General features: G+C 64.5%; 14 protein-coding genes. 6 read left to right on the forward strand and 8 right to left on the reverse strand.

The window, feature by feature from the left end:
* Positions 1–81: 81 nt before the first annotated feature.
* Positions 82–1524 carry an amino acid permease gene (locus tag ABIB49_RS11265; RefSeq protein ID WP_226775594.1) on the forward strand — a complete coding sequence of 481 codons (1443 nt, stop codon included), beginning with the start codon at positions 82–84 and terminating at the stop codon, positions 1522–1524.
* A gap of 327 nt (positions 1525–1851) precedes the next feature.
* Positions 1852–3162 (forward strand): M18 family aminopeptidase, encoded by a 1311-nt coding sequence (locus ABIB49_RS11270; protein WP_226775672.1) that lies wholly within the window; start codon positions 1852–1854, stop codon positions 3160–3162.
* A gap of 34 nt (positions 3163–3196) precedes the next feature.
* Here ABIB49_RS11270 and ABIB49_RS11275 read toward each other — a convergent pair whose 3' ends face one another.
* The gene (locus tag ABIB49_RS11275; RefSeq protein ID WP_354157072.1) at positions 3197–4537 is read right to left on the reverse strand and encodes a hypothetical protein; all 1341 of its coding nucleotides are present in this window, start codon (positions 4535–4537) and stop codon (positions 3197–3199) included.
* Between the two features lie 3 nt (positions 4538–4540).
* On the reverse strand, positions 4541–5788 hold the full coding sequence (gene epsE / locus ABIB49_RS11280) for an exopolysaccharide biosynthesis GT4 family glycosyltransferase EpsE (protein WP_282360027.1): 1248 nt from the start codon (positions 5786–5788) through the stop codon (positions 4541–4543).
* A 214-nt stretch (positions 5789–6002) separates the two neighbouring features.
* Here epsE and ABIB49_RS11285 point away from each other — a divergent pair, with 214 nt between their 5' ends.
* Entirely contained in the window at positions 6003–7448 is a 1446-nt protein-coding gene (locus ABIB49_RS11285; protein WP_226775597.1) for an O-antigen ligase family protein, read from the forward strand.
* Positions 7448–8404, forward strand: a complete 957-nt coding sequence (locus tag ABIB49_RS11290; RefSeq protein WP_354157073.1) for a hypothetical protein — start codon at positions 7448–7450, stop codon at positions 8402–8404. The genes ABIB49_RS11285 and ABIB49_RS11290 overlap by 1 nt, the downstream gene beginning before the upstream one ends.
* Positions 8405–8445: 41 nt before the next feature.
* On the opposite strand, the gene ABIB49_RS11295 is transcribed toward ABIB49_RS11290, so the two are convergent.
* The 6 genes from ABIB49_RS11295 to ABIB49_RS11320 form a co-directional block, all read right to left on the reverse strand.
* Positions 8446–9669, reverse strand: a complete 1224-nt coding sequence (locus tag ABIB49_RS11295; RefSeq protein WP_226775599.1) for a glycosyltransferase family protein — start codon at positions 9667–9669, stop codon at positions 8446–8448.
* A complete protein-coding gene (locus ABIB49_RS11300) occupies positions 9669–10574 on the reverse strand; it encodes a DUF6492 family protein (protein WP_226775600.1) in 906 nt (301 codons plus the stop codon). Before ABIB49_RS11300 ends, ABIB49_RS11295 begins: the two co-directional genes overlap by 1 nt.
* Positions 10574–11665, reverse strand: a complete 1092-nt coding sequence (locus tag ABIB49_RS11305) for a glycosyltransferase family 2 protein (RefSeq protein ID WP_354157074.1) — start codon at positions 11663–11665, stop codon at positions 10574–10576. The genes ABIB49_RS11300 and ABIB49_RS11305 overlap by 1 nt, the downstream gene beginning before the upstream one ends.
* A complete protein-coding gene (locus ABIB49_RS11310; RefSeq protein ID WP_282360023.1) occupies positions 11662–13158 on the reverse strand; it encodes a lipopolysaccharide biosynthesis protein in 1497 nt (498 codons plus the stop codon). Before ABIB49_RS11310 ends, ABIB49_RS11305 begins: the two co-directional genes overlap by 4 nt.
* Positions 13155–14393, reverse strand: a complete 1239-nt coding sequence (locus ABIB49_RS11315) for a glycosyltransferase family 4 protein (protein WP_226775603.1) — start codon at positions 14391–14393, stop codon at positions 13155–13157. Before ABIB49_RS11315 ends, ABIB49_RS11310 begins: the two co-directional genes overlap by 4 nt.
* 292 nt (positions 14394–14685) lie before the next feature.
* The gene (locus tag ABIB49_RS11320; protein WP_226775604.1) at positions 14686–15366 is read right to left on the reverse strand and encodes a DUF1345 domain-containing protein; all 681 of its coding nucleotides are present in this window, start codon (positions 15364–15366) and stop codon (positions 14686–14688) included.
* 240 nt (positions 15367–15606) lie between these two features.
* Here ABIB49_RS11320 and rpsF point away from each other — a divergent pair, with 240 nt between their 5' ends.
* On the forward strand, positions 15607–15912 hold the full coding sequence (gene rpsF, locus ABIB49_RS11325) for a 30S ribosomal protein S6 (protein WP_226775605.1): 306 nt from the start codon (positions 15607–15609) through the stop codon (positions 15910–15912).
* Between the two features lie 55 nt (positions 15913–15967).
* Positions 15968–16558, forward strand: coding sequence for a single-stranded DNA-binding protein (locus ABIB49_RS11330; protein ID WP_226775606.1), 591 nt, complete (start codon positions 15968–15970; stop codon positions 16556–16558).
* The last annotated feature ends 108 nt before the right edge of the window (positions 16559–16666 follow it).

Here is a 16666-nt window from a genome sequence, read left to right on the forward strand (position 1 = left end):
GGGTGAAACGTCAATGTGGTCCGCCACACAAATAGTTACTTGCCACCGCGGACCCGCACAATTCCCGAAGGACGGCGCCTTATGCAGGCTGACCAGCAGCTCTCCAAGTCCCTGAAACCCAGGCACTTGTCCATGATTGCCATCGCCGGAGTGATCGGCGCAGGCCTGTTTGTCGGCTCCGGTGCGGCAATCCAGCAGGCGGGGCCCGGGATCCTGGTCGCCTACACAGCGGCAGGGCTCGTTGTTATTCTGGTCATGCGGATGTTGGGCGAGATGGCCGCTGCCAACCCGGAAACTGGTTCGTTCTCGACCTACGCGGACAAAGCCCTGGGTCGCTGGGCCGGGTTCAGCATCGGCTGGCTCTACGCCTGGTTCTGGATCATCGTCCTGGGCATTGAAGCCACGGCCGGCGCGGCCATCATGCACCGCTGGGTGCCGGGGATCGACCAGTGGGTCTGGGCGCTGCTGCTGATGGTGCTCCTGACCTTGACCAACCTGGGCTCGGTGAAGTCCTTTGGTGAATTCGAATTCTGGTTCGCCTCCATCAAGGTCGCGGCGATTGTGCTGTTCCTGATATTCGGCATCGCCGCCATCCTGGGCCTTATACCGGGCGTGCCGGCTCCCGGCGTGAGCAACCTGCTCGAAAACGGCGGCTTTATGCCCAACGGACCGGGTGCCGTGCTGGCAGGCATCCTTGTGGTCGTATTCTCCTTTTTCGGTGCTGAAATCGCCACGATCGCTGCCGGCGAATCCGAAAACCCTGTCGACGCCGTCAAAAAGGCCGTGAAATCGACCGTCTGGCGCATTCTCGTTTTCTACATCGGATCCATTGCGGTGGTGGTTACGCTGCTGCCCTGGAATTCCGCCTCCGTGGCCAAGAGCCCGTATGTTGCCGTCATCGAGCTCTTCGGAATCCCCGGCGCCGGCACCATTATGGACATCGTGGTGCTGACCTCCGTGCTTTCCTGCCTCAACTCCGGCCTGTACACCGCCAGCCGGATGCTGTTCTCCCTCTCCCGCCGCGGCGATGCCCCGCGGTCCTGGATGCGGATCTCCAGGCGCGGCGTACCCGCCGCGGCAGTCCTGGCCTCCACAGTGGTCGGCTTTGTCACTGTTGGCCTGAACTACGTCGCCCCGGATACGGTCTTTTTGTTCCTGGTTAACACCTCAGGTGCCATCGCCTTGTTTGTGTGGCTCGTGATCGCCGGCTCGCAGCTGATCCTGCGCCGCAGGATGGGCGCTGCGGCCAAGGACCTGCAGCTCAAGATGTGGCTCTTCCCCTATTTGACCTGGGTGGCAATCATCAGCATTGTTGCGTTGCTGATCGGCATGGTGGTCCTGGAGTCCACCCGCGAATCGCTGCTGCTTTCCCTGGCCCTTGCCGCGGTTGTTGTTGGTATCGGCGTGTGGCGCTACCGCAAAAACGGCGGGAAGCCTGCAGCTCCCGCGGCCGACGAGGTCAAGATGGGAGCGTCTGAGGTACCCCTCGAAGACGCCGCTGCAGGGTCGCGCCCCGCCTCGTAGCACCGAAAGCCCCTGCCTGGTGCTGGTCCGTGGGCTGGATGTGTCCCGCGGGCCAGCACCGCGGGACATGTCCAGCTCTGCCGCTCACGGGTGGACATGATGGACATATGTACACCGGGCCTCGCCACGGGAGGGCATGCCCACCGGCCGGGGAACCGGCGCCCGGAACTTCCCGCGGAGCACGCTGAGACGGGACAATGTCTCGGCGACGCCGGCGGCATTTACCAACTGGCCACCATGACCGGGTCAGTGTCCGGCGGCTACGCGGCCGGCCTGAACGTCGCCGTCTACCGGCAGCGCCAGGACCACGGCATTAGAATCGGAGCCATGCCTTCACAGCCCAACGCCGCAGCCCACATCCAGGACCTTGGTGCGTACGTCACCGCGTCGCCGTCGAGCTTCCATGCCGTCCACGAAGCCGCCCGCCGGCTGAACGGAGCAGGATTCACGGCCCTTGACGAGCGGGAGCCCTGGCAGATGCCCGCCGGCGCAGGGAAGTTCTACGTGATCCGCGACGGAGCCATCATCGCCTGGGTGGTGCCCGGGACAGCCCATCCCACCACGGCCTTTAACATTCTGGGCGCCCATACCGACTCCCCCTCGTTTAAGCTCAAGCCCAAACCCACGACGGGCAAGTTCGGTTGGCTGCAGGCCGGCGTCGAGGTCTACGGCGGTCCGCTGCTCAACTCCTGGCTGGACCGCGAATTGCAGCTCGCAGGGCGCCTCGTGCTGCGTGACGGCAGCCAGCATCTCACGGCCACCGGGCCGCTGCTGCGTTTCCCCCAGTTGGCCATCCACCTGGATCGTGCCGTCAACGAGGGGCTGGCCCTGGACAAGCAGCAACACATGAACCCGGTGTATGGGCTCGGCGATCCGGCAGGGGAAGACCTGTTGGGCCTGCTCGCGGACCGGGTTGCCGGTGCCGACGTGGACGCTGCCCAGATCGGCGGCTACGACGTTGTCATTGCGGATACCCAGGCCCCGGCAGTGTTCGGCGCGAAAGGCGAGTTCTTCGCGTCCGGCCGGCTGGATAACCTGTCCGCAACCCACGCCGGACTCACGGCCCTGATCGCCCACGCCGCCGCGTCACTCCCGGCCGGGTCGCCGATTGCCGTGCTGGCCGCGTTTGACCATGAAGAGATCGGCTCCGCCTCCCGCTCCGGTGCCAGCGGGCCCCTCCTTGAGGACATCCTGGTGCGCATTTCCGACGGTCTGGGGGCTTCTGCGAGCCAGCGGCGGCAGGCCTTCGCCGCGTCATTTTGCGTCTCCGCCGACGCCGGTCACGCCGTCCACCCCAATTATGCTGAACGGCACGATCCGGCCAACCGGCCGGCGCTGAACGGCGGCCCGCTGCTGAAGATCAACGCGAATCAGCGCTACGCAACGGACGCAACCGGCGCAGCTCTTTGGTCGCGGCTCTGCGCGGACGCCGGCATCCCGTACCAGGAGTTCGTCTCCAACAACGAGATGCCCTGCGGCTCCACCATCGGTCCGTTGACCGCCACCCGACTCGGTATCCGGACGGTCGACGTCGGTGTGCCACTGCTTTCGATGCACTCGGCCCGGGAGCTCTGCGGCGTGGACGATCCTTACCGGCTTGCGAGGGTGACGGAATTGTTCTTCCGCACCGCGGCGTAGTCGCTCAAGGTGTAACCCTGTAATCCTGCGGCCGTTAGGGCAGGCAGGAAGCGGCGGCCCCGTTGATTCGGTAGAGGTGGACCGCGTTGCCGTCCTTGAACGTGTCCCGTATGGTGCCGTTGCTGACGTGCACCGTGCGGTCCTCGTCCAGCACCGCGGCGGTGAAATCCGCGCCACGCAGGCACCCCAGAGTGAGTTCAGCATGCTGTGCCTGTGCCTGCGCCGAGCCCGCGAAGATGTAGAGGTCGCCGTCGAGTACTTTCACGGCCGTGTCGACGCCCGCAGTCCGGGTCAGGGCACCGTCCAGGAACGGCGCGTTGAGCACCGGTGCCAGGACGGTGATTTGTTGGTTGACGGAGGTCACCCAGGGCCTTATCTCGTCACCGCATGATTCCCGGAGGATGTGGAAGGATTGGCACGGGCCGCCGAAGCTGTGGTTGAAATAGACAATTCCCCGTGCGCCGTGGATCAGGCTGCTCCAGACGGCGGCCCTGATTTGCGGGCCGGTGATGGTGGGGGCTTTGGCCTCGCCCGCCGGATGCCCTAGTTCCACAAAGGCCCACACCGGTTTGCTGCCGGCCGGCCGGACCAGGGATCGGACCCGGTCAACTGTCCAGCCATAATTGGCGCCCAGCCGGCATTCCAGGTCCGTCAGGTTGCGTCCCCCGCCCAGCCTTCCGCCACCCTCCCCTTGGCCGCAGATGTTGGGGTCGGTGAACCAGTAGTTGTCGACCGAAACCACGTCCTGGAATTCATTGACGAAGACCGACGCTTCTTCATCGGTCTCCCAGAAGCTGACGCCCTTGCCGTAGTTGGCATACGTCATGGTTCCGTCGGCAATAGCTGCAGAGAGCTTCCGCTGCACAGAATAGCCACAGGGCACTCCCGCGGGGTTGCAGACCTCCCCCTGCCCGGGCCACTTTCCGGTCCATTTGGAGGACCCCGGCCCCGCCCACATGTCGGGTTCGTCGGCAAGGACCAGGCCCGAGCTCCATGGCGAGGGTTCGCTCGTCACAGCGTGGACACCGCCGGGCTGCAGCAGGGCGGTGTCGGAGTTCGCAGTCAAGTTCACGTAGGTGTTCAGCCCGACGCTTTTGTCCATTTCTATGTCGCCCGGCTCCAGGACGCTTTCCAGCCAGACACCAAGCGGGAAGTAGTCCGGGGTGGCAGGCAGTGGGTTCTCGAATCCGCCGTAGAAACCAGCCCCGCCATCGACTGCACGGAGGCCCTTGGCCGCAGCATCATCCGCGGGTGTCGTGGCGTTCGCCGCCAGAGCTTCCCCGGGTGGCGCTCCACTGCCGCTGAAGAGCAGCGCGATCGCCAGACAAAAGGCGGCGGTCAAGACCGCGTGGGAGCGTTCTGGGCTAATTTTCACGGGCTATACCCCTCGGATGAGTTGGGCCAGGATTGCGGCGCTGCGGGTGCTGTCAAACCGCTCCGCCACGCGCTGCCGACCTGCAGCGCCCAGGCGGCTGGCCAGATCCGGGGAGTTCAGCACAAGGGCGACGGCGGCCGCGAGCCGGACGGCATCGTTGGCGGCGACCAGAAGGCCGCTCTGCTGGTCCTGCACCAACTCCGGGACGCCCCCAGCGCCGGTAACGACCACGGGGACGGACAATGACATAGCCTCCATGATTGCTACCCCCAGCGGCTCGGCATGGCTCGCGAGGGCAAAAACGTGTGCCTCCTCAAGTCCGGATCGGATGACTTCTTCGGATACGGCCCCGAGGAGCGTGATCCTGCCAGCCAAGTCCAACTCGGTGATGAACCGCTCAAGCTCAAGCCGGTATCCGGTTCCGCCAACTTCGTCCTCGCCGGCAACCACGAGCCGTGCGTCTATTCCCGCGTCCGCCAGCAATCGGACCGCGGCGACGAGGTCTTTGTGGCCTTTGCTGGGGTTGAGCCGCCCGCAACTGAATATCCTGGCGGGTCCCGCGCCCGTCCAGGGTTCATAAGGGGTCCGCCTGATGAAATTTGTGGTGTCGACCCCCATGGGCGCGATTTCAACCCTGCCTGGAAGCGCCGCGCCGAGCTGCTGGCCAATGTCCCGGAGTAGCCCCTTGGTGATGACCACGGCGAAAGCGGCATTTTGCCACTTGTCGGCTTGATTGGGCCCGTAATCGGCCAGCGGACCGTGAAGCGTCAGGCTGTAGGGGAGGCCTGAGAGGCGGTGGGCAAAGAGTGCTATCTGTGCGGCGTCCGCGCAGGAGTGGACGTGGATATGCGTCCAGGCCCTGCTCCGGGAAACCCGGACCAGATCGGCAGCGGCAAGGACAAGCGCGGCCAGGTAGAGTGCGCCCATGACCTGCCGGCGCAGTCCGACCGCCGGTGCACGCCCAGCTCGGTATTCCCTGACCGACCACCGGAGGGCGGGCGCCCGGCCGGACATCAGTCCTCTTAGCAGGGTTGCTGAGGCAAGGACGAGGGTTGCCGGTGAGGGTGGCACGAGGTAGTACGTCTCATTTTCCGCGCCCCCGGCCCAGCCATGGCTCACCCTCCCCCCTTTGGGGCGGCGGGTGGAGATCAGTTCCGGCTCCATTCCCAAGGTCCGCAGTGCGGCCACTTCACGCCAGAAGAAACTGTGGGTCTGCCCCGGAAACTCAGGGACCAGATATCCGAATGCCATGGGAACCCCTTCAAACTTTGAAGGTCTTCGTGGGGAAGGTCCGGCAGGGCGGGCCTGTGCGCCATCCTACTAAATTACTGCCTCCGGCACAGCCGGAATCGGTAAAGACGTTTTCGGAAAAGTACTGTTTCCGGCGCGGCCCAAGGGCTAGTGTCAGAAAAGACGGGCACTGGCGTTGTGACCCGGCGGTCCTCTAGGTAGGTTGGGGAAGTGAATGGCCGGTACTGTCCGAATCCCGGAGCAAAGATCCGGCGCGTCACCACGCCAATCCTCCGCGCTGGCCGACTTCGAGATATCCCCGGCGCCAAAGGGCCACCCGCCGCTGCTCCTCCGAATGGTCGCGTTTGGCGTGTTTTTCTTTCCCTCAAGCATGGTCTTGGGCGGGCTGGGGGCGGCCGGGACCGTGCCGCTGTTGCTATCGGCCGGGCTCTTTGTGCTGTGGGTGGTCTCTTTCCTGCTCGGCCTGCATGACCCCGTGGGCTTCCGGCATCCGGGACGGCTTGCCCTGGGCGCGCTGATCCTGGCGTCGTGCCTGTCCTATATCGGGCTCGTATCCGGCTGGACCGGGGGCAGCACCCCTGTTGTTCGGGCTTCGGCGGACAGATGGCTGATCCTGTTGGCAGCCAGCGCAGGGATCGTCCTGGTCACCACCGAACAGATCCGAACCGTCACCCACGCATTGGTGCTGGTCAGGGCCCTGCTCGCGGGCGGCGTCTTCTGTTGCCTGGTGGCCGTGGTCCAGTTCTACTTCCGGGTGAACCCGATGGAATGGATCCAGGCCGCCATGCCCGGCTTTACCTACAATGGCGGTGATACGCCGTTCCAGGCGCGAGGCGCCCTGATGCGGGTGTCCGGCAGTACTTTTCACTCCATTGAGCTCGCCGTGGTCACGGCGATGCTGCTGCCGCTGTCGATCTGGCGCGGGCTCTACGATCCCGTCGGCCGCAAATGGATCCATTGGGGAGTCACTGCGCTCCTGGTCTTTGCTGTGGCGTCCACGGTGTCGCGCTCAGGAGTCCTTGGCCTGACGGTGGGAATGTTGACGTTCCTGCCGTTCCTGCCGAGGGGGGCCCGGCGCTGGCTGAGCCTGATTCTGCCGGTGGTGCTCGCGGGACTCTTCCTGACCGTTCCTGGTCTGGTCAGTACGATCAGCGAGAGCGTCAGCGTCGGTGAGTCCGACCCCTCGATCAGCAACAGGACCAATAACTATCCCCTGGTGGCCGCCATGTTCGAGGAGCGTCCCATCTTCGGGACGGGACCCGGAAACTACGTGCCGCAAAACGCTGTATTCATTCTCGACAATCAATACCTGAATACCGCGGTAACCCTCGGATTGGTGGGACTGCTCGCAGTGGTCCTCTACCTGTTGCTCCCGGGTCTGGCCGCTGTGCAGGCAGCCCGGGTTGCCCGGACCCAGTCGCTGAAATGCCTGGCCGGTGCCATCGCGGCGGCGGGACTCGTCGCGGGTGTCTGCTCTTTGGGGTTCGACTCCCTCTCATTTCCGGTCTTTGCGCTTGTCTACCCGCTGTTCGTTGGCCTCGGCGGAGCCGTCTGGATCCTCGTCAAGCGCGAGACAAAGGTTCTGGCGGTCGTTGACGTCGCGGCGCCACCGGATAGTTTGCCCAAGAACGGCCCAACTGCGCGAAATGGAGACAACTAATGGATCCCCTGGCTGTGCTCAAAACGTTGTGGCACCATAAGTTCTTCGTCCTTCCTGTTGTGCTGCTTACGCTCCTGGCCGCGGGATATGTTTACCAGTTCGGTCCGAGGTCGTATGAGGCGAGCATGAGCTACGCGGTGGTGAATCCGATCGTCCCGACGAGCGAAGACATCCAAAAGAAACCGGAACTTGGACTCGTGAATAAGGACAATCCCTACCTGCGGTCGGCAGACCCTGCCCTGGTCATCGATGTGCTGATCACCAGGCTCAACTCTCTGGCCGTGGGGGACAAGCTGCAATCGGCAGGGCTCGGCAATGAATACGCCGTGAGCCGCGGCCTCGGGGGCAACGGGTTTGTGGTGGACATCAGGGGCGTTGGCGACTCAGCACAGCAGGCCGTCGCGACCACCGAAGCCCTGGGCCAGCTACTGGAATCCAATCTCCTGGAAATGCAGAGCATCAATGGGGCGGACAAGACTTATTACTTCGCCCCGCTGATGGTCTCGAAGCCGGACCGTGCCACCGAGCTGTACTCAAACCGCCTGCGGGCAGCGATCATCGTTTTTCTGGTGGGCGCGATTCTGGTCTTCGGCGCGGTGTCCCTCGCCCGAGTGGTGGAGGTGGCGGGAAGAAAGCGGGCCGCCCGCAAGGCAGCGTCCCCAGCCGCCGGGGACGGGCCAGCCGGGCCGCCACCAGCGGACGGCCTCCGCATCCCTGATCCATCCGCTGGCATTCAAAAGGCCTCAAGGGGCCCGGAGAGCACACGAGTACCAGGGCAGGGCCGCGGCCAGGCACCCGCCACCCGCGGCCAGGCGCCCGCCACCCGCGGCCAGGCGCCCGCCACTCGCGGCGGCAGGAGACGTTCAGCCGGCAGCCCGGAAGGGAGCACTGAACCGTACGCGACGTCAACGTCCGCGAGCCAGAGTAGCGTGGGCGGGCCCCACAGCGCTCCTTAGCGGCGGCCGGCGAGGGCCCCGGCAGGACCAGTGCGGCCGGCTTATGTGGCGTTCAGGTCTCCCCTGCACGCCGATTCAAGACTGTCCGCCACCATCGCCTGGGTGTGGTCCCAGCCCTGCCGGACCCCGGGCGCAGCTTTCCACTCCGGACCTGCGACCAGCAAAGAGAGTGCGCCGGCCAGGGCCGCCGGGGTTGGCCGGGCCCAGACGGCACCGGCGCCGGGAAGATCGGCTTGTGCCATGGCGGAGTCATTCAGGACGGGCCTGCAGCCTGCAGCCAGGAGTTCTTCGGCAGCCAAGGAGATATTCGTAAACGACATCACCAGACCGGCTTTGGTGCGGTTGTAGAGTTCATTCAGTTCAACTGGCAGAAGATTCCCATGACTCGTGACAGGAATACGCCAGTTCGCCACGCGGTCGCCATAGACATGGATCTCCACCTCCGGGTGCATATGGTGGAAGAGTTCCAGCGCCAACTTGCCGAGAACGTATCCCCTGCGGTCGGTGTTCCGCTTGGCGTAAAAAACCACGCCGCTTCGCGGCCGGCCGCGGGCATCCTCCAGGATCCGGTACACCCCGGTATCGCAGCCAAACGGGACCGTCAACGCCGGCACGATGCCTGATTCGTGCTGAAGCTGCGCTGCTACCATGTCGCCGAGCGCAATCAACTCGAGGCCCAGGTGGTATGACATTTCTGCGAGGGTGTACAGCGAACCGCGAGGATAAAAATAGGGTTCGTAGTCCTGTACAAGGTAGAAGAGGCGAATCGGGCCCCGCACCCGGGACGCCACCACATGAGCCGTCTGCCAGGAACTGGCCACAACCGCGTCGACCCCGTCGATGCTGGGTGTAGCTGACCTGATGGCTGCTTTCATCCCGGGCCAGCACCGCCGAATAACTTCCTCATGGCGAGCGACGTCGTCGGCGTTAACGTCGTAAAGGAACAGGGTGCAGCTGTGTCCGCGGCGCTCCAATCCTTCAACCATGCGGAACAGGGTTGTGTGCCCGCCGGATCCGGCCCCGGGCGGTGTGCAGACCCAGCCGATTTCAAGGGCGCCGTCCCGGACGGGATAGTGGGAAGGAACCCGGCGGGTTTCCGGATCCGTAATGTCCTCTGTCCGGAGGGGGAAATCCAGCTCGGCCCACCCCAGCCGGTCGCCGGCCTTCTGGGCGATCTTCCGTGTTCCGCGGCGAAAAACTTCGCCGGGGCCGTCCCGCTTCAGCCTGGTGGCCAGCTGGGCCAGCCGCCCTGTGGGCCGCATCATCAGCCCTGCTCCCGTTCGCCGGCCAGTGTCCCCCGGACGTTTGCAACGGCTTGGCGGCGGTGGTGGAGCCTGGTTCCCGACTTGGCCGAAATCATGATGGCAAGATCGTCGGAGCTGACCGCTGCCAGCAATTCAGCCAGTCCGGCAGGATTCAAGGGGCGCTCTTCCGAGTAGACGACGCTTTTCATCCGCGAGGTCGTTGACTCCGCACCTCCGAGCACCTCGTCCACATACACTCCGTAGAGGATCATTTCGGAGAAGCGGAGTTGACTGCCGATTGCAGTGGTCCAGTTCAGACCCGTGTTTTCTTCCACTGCGGACAACAGGTCCCGGACGATTGCGGGGTTCCAGAGGCACGGCCAGCTGATGTAATCCGGAAGGTTTTCGGCCGGCGGCGGTGCCAGTCCCAAGAGTGACCGGGAAGTTTCGTGCCAGGTGCGGTGCAGGGGCAGCCCGGCGTGGACCGCCCCGGGGTTGCGGTACATTGCAGGCCTCCCGTTCACCATAAAGGACTCCAGGGACGTCCTGCGGATGAGCACCATGTCGGAATCCACCAGTAGCACTCCCCGGGTGGTGAAGGAGGCGGCAGCGGACAATTTGACCAGTTGCTGGGCGATCCAGCCGCGCACTGGTGGCCAGGGGCGCAGGGCGTTCACCCAGGCGTTGGCGCCCGGTATCTTGACCAGGCGGCGCGGCAGGAACTCACCGACATCGTGGACAAACGTCCGGCCCCCTTCCATGCTGCTGAAGTGTTTCCGGTCCCCGCACGGGACAACGATGTGGTGTTCGACGTCGTCGGTCAACTCCATCACGGACCGGTTCAGGTCAGCGCACAACTCCGCGTCGGGTCCGTAGCTCGGGGTCAGGACGGTCAGCTCGGCTCTGGCGGCATCCTCAACAGTCATCAGTACACTCCAGTCCTGTGCCAGCGCCGCCATTGGAGCTCGGATCTCAATCGCGCCGCTATGCGCCGGGCCAGTGCGGCAGCGGTGAATCGCGCGGACCGGGAAGTCTGGCCCGGGCGCAGCGCCAGACGAGTCCATGCGGTGGTGCCAACCACTCCGGGGGCCAGTTCCCGGGCGAGCTCACGGCTGGACCGGAACAGATCTGTCTGTCCGGCGCCTCGGTCGAGTTCGCGTCGAGCGGTCTTCAGGGCTTCCTCGACCAGCGCCCGGGTGGCGCACCGCCGCAGCTCGCCGGCTTCGGAGATCGAGCCGGCAGGGCCGGCAAAAAGTACGTCGAAAGCTTCCCGTCGCTCCTGCAGATCCACGAAGACGTTGACCTCGCGGGCGGAGAGGCTTTCGCTGTGCTCGCGATGCCAGGCCTGATCGGCCCCGTGGATGTAGGCGACGTCAGCGAAGGCGGAGAGGCGGAACCAGAGCTCCATGTCATGGGTGTGCCGGAGCTGTGCCTGGTAGCCGATTTCTTCCAGTACCGACCTGCGCATCAGGACCTCGGGCGAGGTGATGACGTTGATGCCGCTGCGGCAGCGGTCAGTCAGCCACTCCCGGCCCGGCCAGATGGTCCAGGCGGATGCGAGTAGCCGGGGCGGCGGGAGTACATTGGCGGAGAAGTGGATGGGGTGTCCGTAGACCAGCCCTACCGAGGGGTAAGCGCGGGCCACCCGAGTGGAACGGCCAAGTGAGCCAGGGGTCAGCATGTCGTCAGCATCGAGCCGCACGAGGAACTCGCCTCGTGCGGCTTTGGCACCATGGTTGAATGTTTCGACGACGCCACGGTTGGTGTTGTGGGTCAACACCCGGACGTTGCCATGTTCGGCGGACAGCAGTTCCGCCACGTCCCGGCTGTCATCCGTCGAAGCGTCATCGACGATGATCACGTCAACGGTGACGTCGTCCTGGCTGACGGCGCTGAGCACCGCGGCACGAAGGAATCGGCCGTAGTTGTAGCAGGAAATGACCACTGTGACAGTAGCCGGGCCGTCGGCCCCCGGCGAGGGGCGGGTTCTGATCTTCTTGCTGATCGTTGCCGTCACAGTGGTCCCGCAGCCGTCGTCGTCTCCGGTGCGGGCGCCGGAGACGGGGCCGCGCCGGCGTCGGCCGGCATCCAGCCCCTGAGGTCGCGGATCTGCTGCCGAAACCAGCGGCCCAGCAGAAGTGAGTAGACGGCCGTGCCGGTCAACCCCCCGGCGAGTAGTCCCGTGAGTGGTGTGGGGGCCCAGCCGAGGGCTGCCATAGCGGCACCACCCGCCGGAACAGCAGCCGCCAGGGGTGGCCACAGGCGGGCGGCCACGGCCCGGAGATCGGCCCCGCTGCGGCGAAGGGCCACGGCATAGGCGGGACACACCACGACGGCGGCCGTCGCCAGGTGCGCGATCGCCACGCCGGGGGTTCCTCCGGCCTGAATGCCGAACAGGACAGCAGGGATAAGGGCAGCGATCCAAAGGATTTGCACAACGAGCACCGGTCTTGAGGCGCCTCTGGCCAGTAGATACGACGCGGCCAGGTCGAACAGGGTGCGCAGGGCTCCGAAGAGCCCGAGCCAGGCAAGGATAGGGACAGCGGACAGCCAGACGGTCCCGTAGACCAGTTCAATGACCGGTTGCGCCAGTACCGCCAGCATAAGCCCGGCCAGCAGGGACACTGCCCAGGTTGGACCCAGGACCGCCGCGAAACTCTTGTCGGTATTCCCTCGGGCCAATCTGGCAAACGCAGGTATGGAGATGGAGCGCACAACTTGGCCCAGCGCACTCATCGGCCAGTTGGAGACGTTGAATGCCAGGAAGTAGAAGCCAAGTGCCACGGGGCCGGCAAGACGGGAGATTGCTACGTTGTCGACGTTCAAAAGCACCCAGGAGAGCATGTTGGCACCGGCAACGGGGAGCCCAAACGCCAGCACTTCCGGTGCTACGGACCGGTCGAATCCGAACCGGACCTTTTCTCCGGCGAGGATGAACTGCAAAACCAAGGCGACACTTTGGGAGACAAGCCGCCCGACAGCAAGACCCATTACGCCCCAGCCGGCCAGAATCAGGATGATCGTTAAAGCGGTGCCGACAACGAAGTCCGAGACCGCAATTCCGAACAATTCTTTCTGCGCGAACCGGCGTTGCAGTGCCGCGTAGGGCACCACTCCGGCCCCTGCCAGCAACAACGAGACCGCCATGACCGAGATCACCGGACCGGAGTCCGGGCTGCCAAGCAATTCGGCTACACCCTGGCCCGAAAGAGCCATGGTCACGGCCAGCAATGCTCCCGAAGCAATTCCGAGGCTGGCTACCGTTGGCGCTTTCCGTGCGGGCTCCGCCGAGCGGATCAGATCCGCGCTCATGCCTAAATCGGCGAGGGTCATAAGGATGGCCTGTACGGTTAATGCGATGGCAAACGCGCCGAACTGTTCAGGTGCCAGCAACCGAGCCAACACGATTCCAACGGCAAAACTGCCCAGCCGCAGCACGAGGCTGTTGATGCTGCTCCACGCGAGCCCGCGGCCGATTTGCGGCCCAAGTCCGGGCTGGGCGGCCCTCATGCCGGTGACTTGCGGGGGCTGAGTGGCGGTTTGGGCTGCCTGAAATTCATCACGGCACGGAATTTCGCCACCCCATAGCCGGTCCGGACCACGGAGCTGTTGAGCCGGGCCCCCGGCGGTGCCAGCAGCAGGCGACGGTAGGTGGCTTCAAGCTTCCGTGCCGCTTGATCGAGGCCGAATCTTTGTTCAACCAGTTCGCGACCGAAGGCTCCGAGCTCCGAACGCAACTGCTCGTTGTCCAAGAGGAGGGCGAGAATCTGCGTCAAGTCCGCCCCGCCGCCACCGCCGTGGCCGAACCATCCGTCCTGCAGGAACCGGGGTGCCGTCTCCGGGCTGGCGAGTTTCCAGAAACCCCTTGTCCCCTGCACGATAAGGGGTTTGGCATACGCCATTCCGCGCAACGCTGAGCTTCCCATCCCAAGAACCACATCCGCCGCGTCGTAGAGCGGCCGGGGGTCGCCGACGTTGCCCAAAACCCGAACCACTTCCCGGCCGCGCCGGCGGTTGACCGCCCGGGCCGCCGCAGCTACGTCAGCCAGGCCTTCGCCGTCGCCGGCGATCAGCAAGGTCACCGGCCGGCTTTCGGACAAATTGTCCATAACCCGGATGGCCGCCTCAACGCCCTGCAATTTTTCCAGGTCCGTTGTCAGCCGGCCAACTACGCTGACGACCAGCTGATCCGGCGGGATATGGAGCTGGCGCCGGGCATTAGGGACGACGGACGGCTTGTTCTGGGCAGTGTCGACCGGAGGCTCCATGACCTGAACGTGGGAGCGCCGGAGATTCTGCTGGACGGCGAGGGCATGCGTGCCGACAATCAGGGGAAAATGCCGCGGCAGGAAGTCCGGGACGTCCATCGAGAGCACTGTCATAACTGCCGGGGTTCCGAAGCGCAGGCCGGGCCCGAACGCTGTATCGATACTGGGTGCCCACTCATAGGGGTGGACAACGTCAATACCCCGCGACCGCACTGTGGTTGTCAGTTTTCGGATGGTCGCGGGATCCACGGCGAATCTGCGCCGCGGCGCTTCGACGTACTCGAGGTTCAGCATCCTCACCTTCTCGACCAGTACTCCGGAGGTGGCGAAGACCGTCACGTTGTGTCCCAGATCGCGCACTGCGCCCGCAAGCTCAAGTGCGTTGATCTGGCTGCCTCCCATGGCCAGCTCATGGGGGTAGACAAGAATACGCATGGCGGGGGTGAGGTCCTGCTCGCTGCGGCACACTTCAGGCATGCGGTCCCCGTCTGTCAAAAATGCGGCCGTTCGCTGGCACTCACACGCTCGGCACTCGCACTACAGCCCCACCGGAATTGCCCGCGGCAAATTCGGGGCTGCAGCTAGCCACCTAGCTACCCTGTCGTGGAGGGATCGTCCCGATGGTGATACTCACAGCCAATATATCCGTCGCCCTGCCGGGGGACTAGGCCGTGCGGATAGTCGAGTAGGGCATCGCCCGAAGTCGAGTAGTCTCGACGTCCTGTACTCGTTTTTCTACCCTGCAGGACCAGTCTCCGGGCCGCCACCCTCAGGCCAGGCTGATCACGAGGTTGATGGTCGTGGCCAGGATGACGGTGCCAAAGACGTAGGAAAGCAGGCTGTGCTTGAGCGCTTCGGTCCGGATGCGGTGGTTCTTCAGGGCAGTGTCCGAGACCTGGTAAGTCATTCCCAGGCTTGTGGCGAGGTACGCGAAGTCGGTGTATTGCGGGTTGCGTTCCTGATTGAAGTCGATACCGCCAACGGCCGCCCCGGCCTTCCCGTCCGGGTGGTAATACAGCTCGGCGTACCGCAGCGTGAACAGCGTCTGCACCAAGAGCCAGGAGAGGGCCACCGACGCCAGCGCCAGAAGCCCGCCGGCGAAGCGGGATCCGCCGCCGCTGGTATGGGAATCAACGACGACGGCGGCCACCGCCCCGAGGCTGGCGACGTTAGCGGCCAGGATCAGCAGGTCAGTGGTGCTCCGGGCCGGATCCTCCGCGGTCGCGTGCGCGCGCGTTTCGTCCGGGTCGAAACGGCCGATCACCAGCCAGACCCACACAACATAGGTTAGTGAGGCGCTGCCCCAGCCGACCGCCGGGGCCTCCACCCAGTACCCGGACAGTCCGGTCGCCGTGGCCCCGAGTACTCCGGCGAGCAGCATCACCGCCAGCCGCAGCCGGCCGCGCCGGACCGGACGGGAGTGGCCGCGGATAAGGGAACCGGTGTTCATTCCCCGATCATGGCACAGGGTTGTCCACATAGCTTCCGGACCGATCTCCGGGCCTTGCCGGTTGGGCCTACGTTGGACAGGGATGGAATCGCGGAATCCGGTCCCGATGCACTAAGCTATTGAAGTCTGTGCTGCGCCCTGCCCCCGTCCCCGGGGGTGTTGCACGCACACGGCACCGCAAATGAACCTCCTGTTACGGAAATGCCGTAACCGCTTAGCCCAAAGGAGGTGGGTTCACATATGCGTCCTTACGAATTGATGGTAATCATCGACCCCGAGGTCGAAGAGCGTACCGTTGAGCCAACGCTTCAGAAGTTCCTGAACGTCATCACGACCGATGGTGGAACCATCGAAAAGGTTGACATCTGGGGCCGTCGTCGCCTGGCTTATGAAATCCAGAAGAAGTCTGAAGGTATCTACGCCGTGGTGAACTTCACCGCTGAGCCGGGTACCGCCAAGGAACTTGATCGCCAGCTGAGCCTCAACGAGACCATCATGCGCACCAAGATCACCCGCCCCGAAGTGCAGAAGGTTGTTGCTGAGTAATTTCAGCGTCCACTTTTCACTCTTCATCCCGCAGGAACGAACAAGGAGGCAGTAGATGGCAGGCGAAACCACTATTACGGTCATCGGTAATCTCACCAGTGACCCCGAGCTGAGGTTCACACCGTCAGGTTCGGCCGTAGCGAATTTCACCATCGCTTCTACTCCCCGCACCTTCGACCGCCAGTCCAATGAGTGGAAGGACGGGGAAACCCTGTTCCTGCGCGCATCGGTATGGCGTGAAGCAGCCGAAAATGTCGCCGAATCCCTGACCAAGGGGATGCGCGTCATCGTTTCCGGTCGTCTGAAGAGCCGTTCCTACGAAACCAAAGAAGGCGAGAAGCGCACCGTTATCGAGCTTGAGGTCGATGAAATCGGCCCCAGCCTGCGCTACGCCAACGCCAAGGTCAACCGTACCCAGCGCTCCGGCGGTGGTGGTGCCGGCAACGGTGCCCAGGGTGGTTTTGGCGCCGGCAACAGCGGCGGCGGCTTCGGTGGCGGCTCTGGTGGAAACCAGGGCGGCGGCAACGCAGGCGGAACCTGGGGCGGCAACCAGCCCGCACAGCAGGATGACCCCTGGGCTACGCCCGGGGTCAGCAATGCAGGCGGCGGCTGGGGCAACGGCCCGGACTCCGAACCTCCCTTCTAAACAACATCTAAGGTTCGAGGACGGACACTGCCGGGATGCCGCAAGGCGAACCGGTGCTGTTCAACGTCGGATCACCACCATCCCGTGGATCAATATCCACGGGCTCCA

This window comes from Arthrobacter sp. UYCu512 (genome assembly GCF_040547075.1).
Taxonomy (GTDB): Bacteria; Actinomycetota; Actinomycetes; order Actinomycetales; family Micrococcaceae; genus Arthrobacter.

Excerpts from the sequence above, each read along its gene's own strand:
- ABIB49_RS11300 (WP_226775600.1), bottom strand. The coding sequence starts at position 10,574 with ATGACTGTTGAGGATGCCGCCAGAGCCGAGCTGACCGTCCTGACCCCG.
- epsE (WP_282360027.1), bottom strand. The coding sequence starts at position 5,788 with ATGGCATTCGGATATCTGGTCCCTGAGTTTCCGGGGCAGACCCACAGT.
- ABIB49_RS11295 (WP_226775599.1), bottom strand. The coding sequence starts at position 9,669 with ATGATGCGGCCCACAGGGCGGCTGGCCCAGCTGGCCACCAGGCTGAAG.
- ABIB49_RS11310 (WP_282360023.1), bottom strand. The coding sequence starts at position 13,158 with ATGAGGGCCGCCCAGCCCGGACTTGGGCCGCAAATCGGCCGCGGGCTC.
- ABIB49_RS11330 (WP_226775606.1), top strand. The coding sequence starts at position 15,968 with ATGGCAGGCGAAACCACTATTACGGTCATCGGTAATCTCACCAGTGAC.
- ABIB49_RS11270 (WP_226775672.1), top strand. The coding sequence starts at position 1,852 with ATGCCTTCACAGCCCAACGCCGCAGCCCACATCCAGGACCTTGGTGCG.
- ABIB49_RS11290 (WP_354157073.1), top strand. The coding sequence starts at position 7,448 with ATGGATCCCCTGGCTGTGCTCAAAACGTTGTGGCACCATAAGTTCTTC.
- rpsF (WP_226775605.1), top strand. The coding sequence starts at position 15,607 with ATGCGTCCTTACGAATTGATGGTAATCATCGACCCCGAGGTCGAAGAG.
- ABIB49_RS11315 (WP_226775603.1), bottom strand. The coding sequence starts at position 14,393 with ATGCCTGAAGTGTGCCGCAGCGAGCAGGACCTCACCCCCGCCATGCGT.
- ABIB49_RS11285 (WP_226775597.1), top strand. The coding sequence starts at position 6,003 with ATGGCCGGTACTGTCCGAATCCCGGAGCAAAGATCCGGCGCGTCACCA.
- ABIB49_RS11265 (WP_226775594.1), top strand. The coding sequence starts at position 82 with ATGCAGGCTGACCAGCAGCTCTCCAAGTCCCTGAAACCCAGGCACTTG.
- ABIB49_RS11320 (WP_226775604.1), bottom strand. The coding sequence starts at position 15,366 with ATGAACACCGGTTCCCTTATCCGCGGCCACTCCCGTCCGGTCCGGCGC.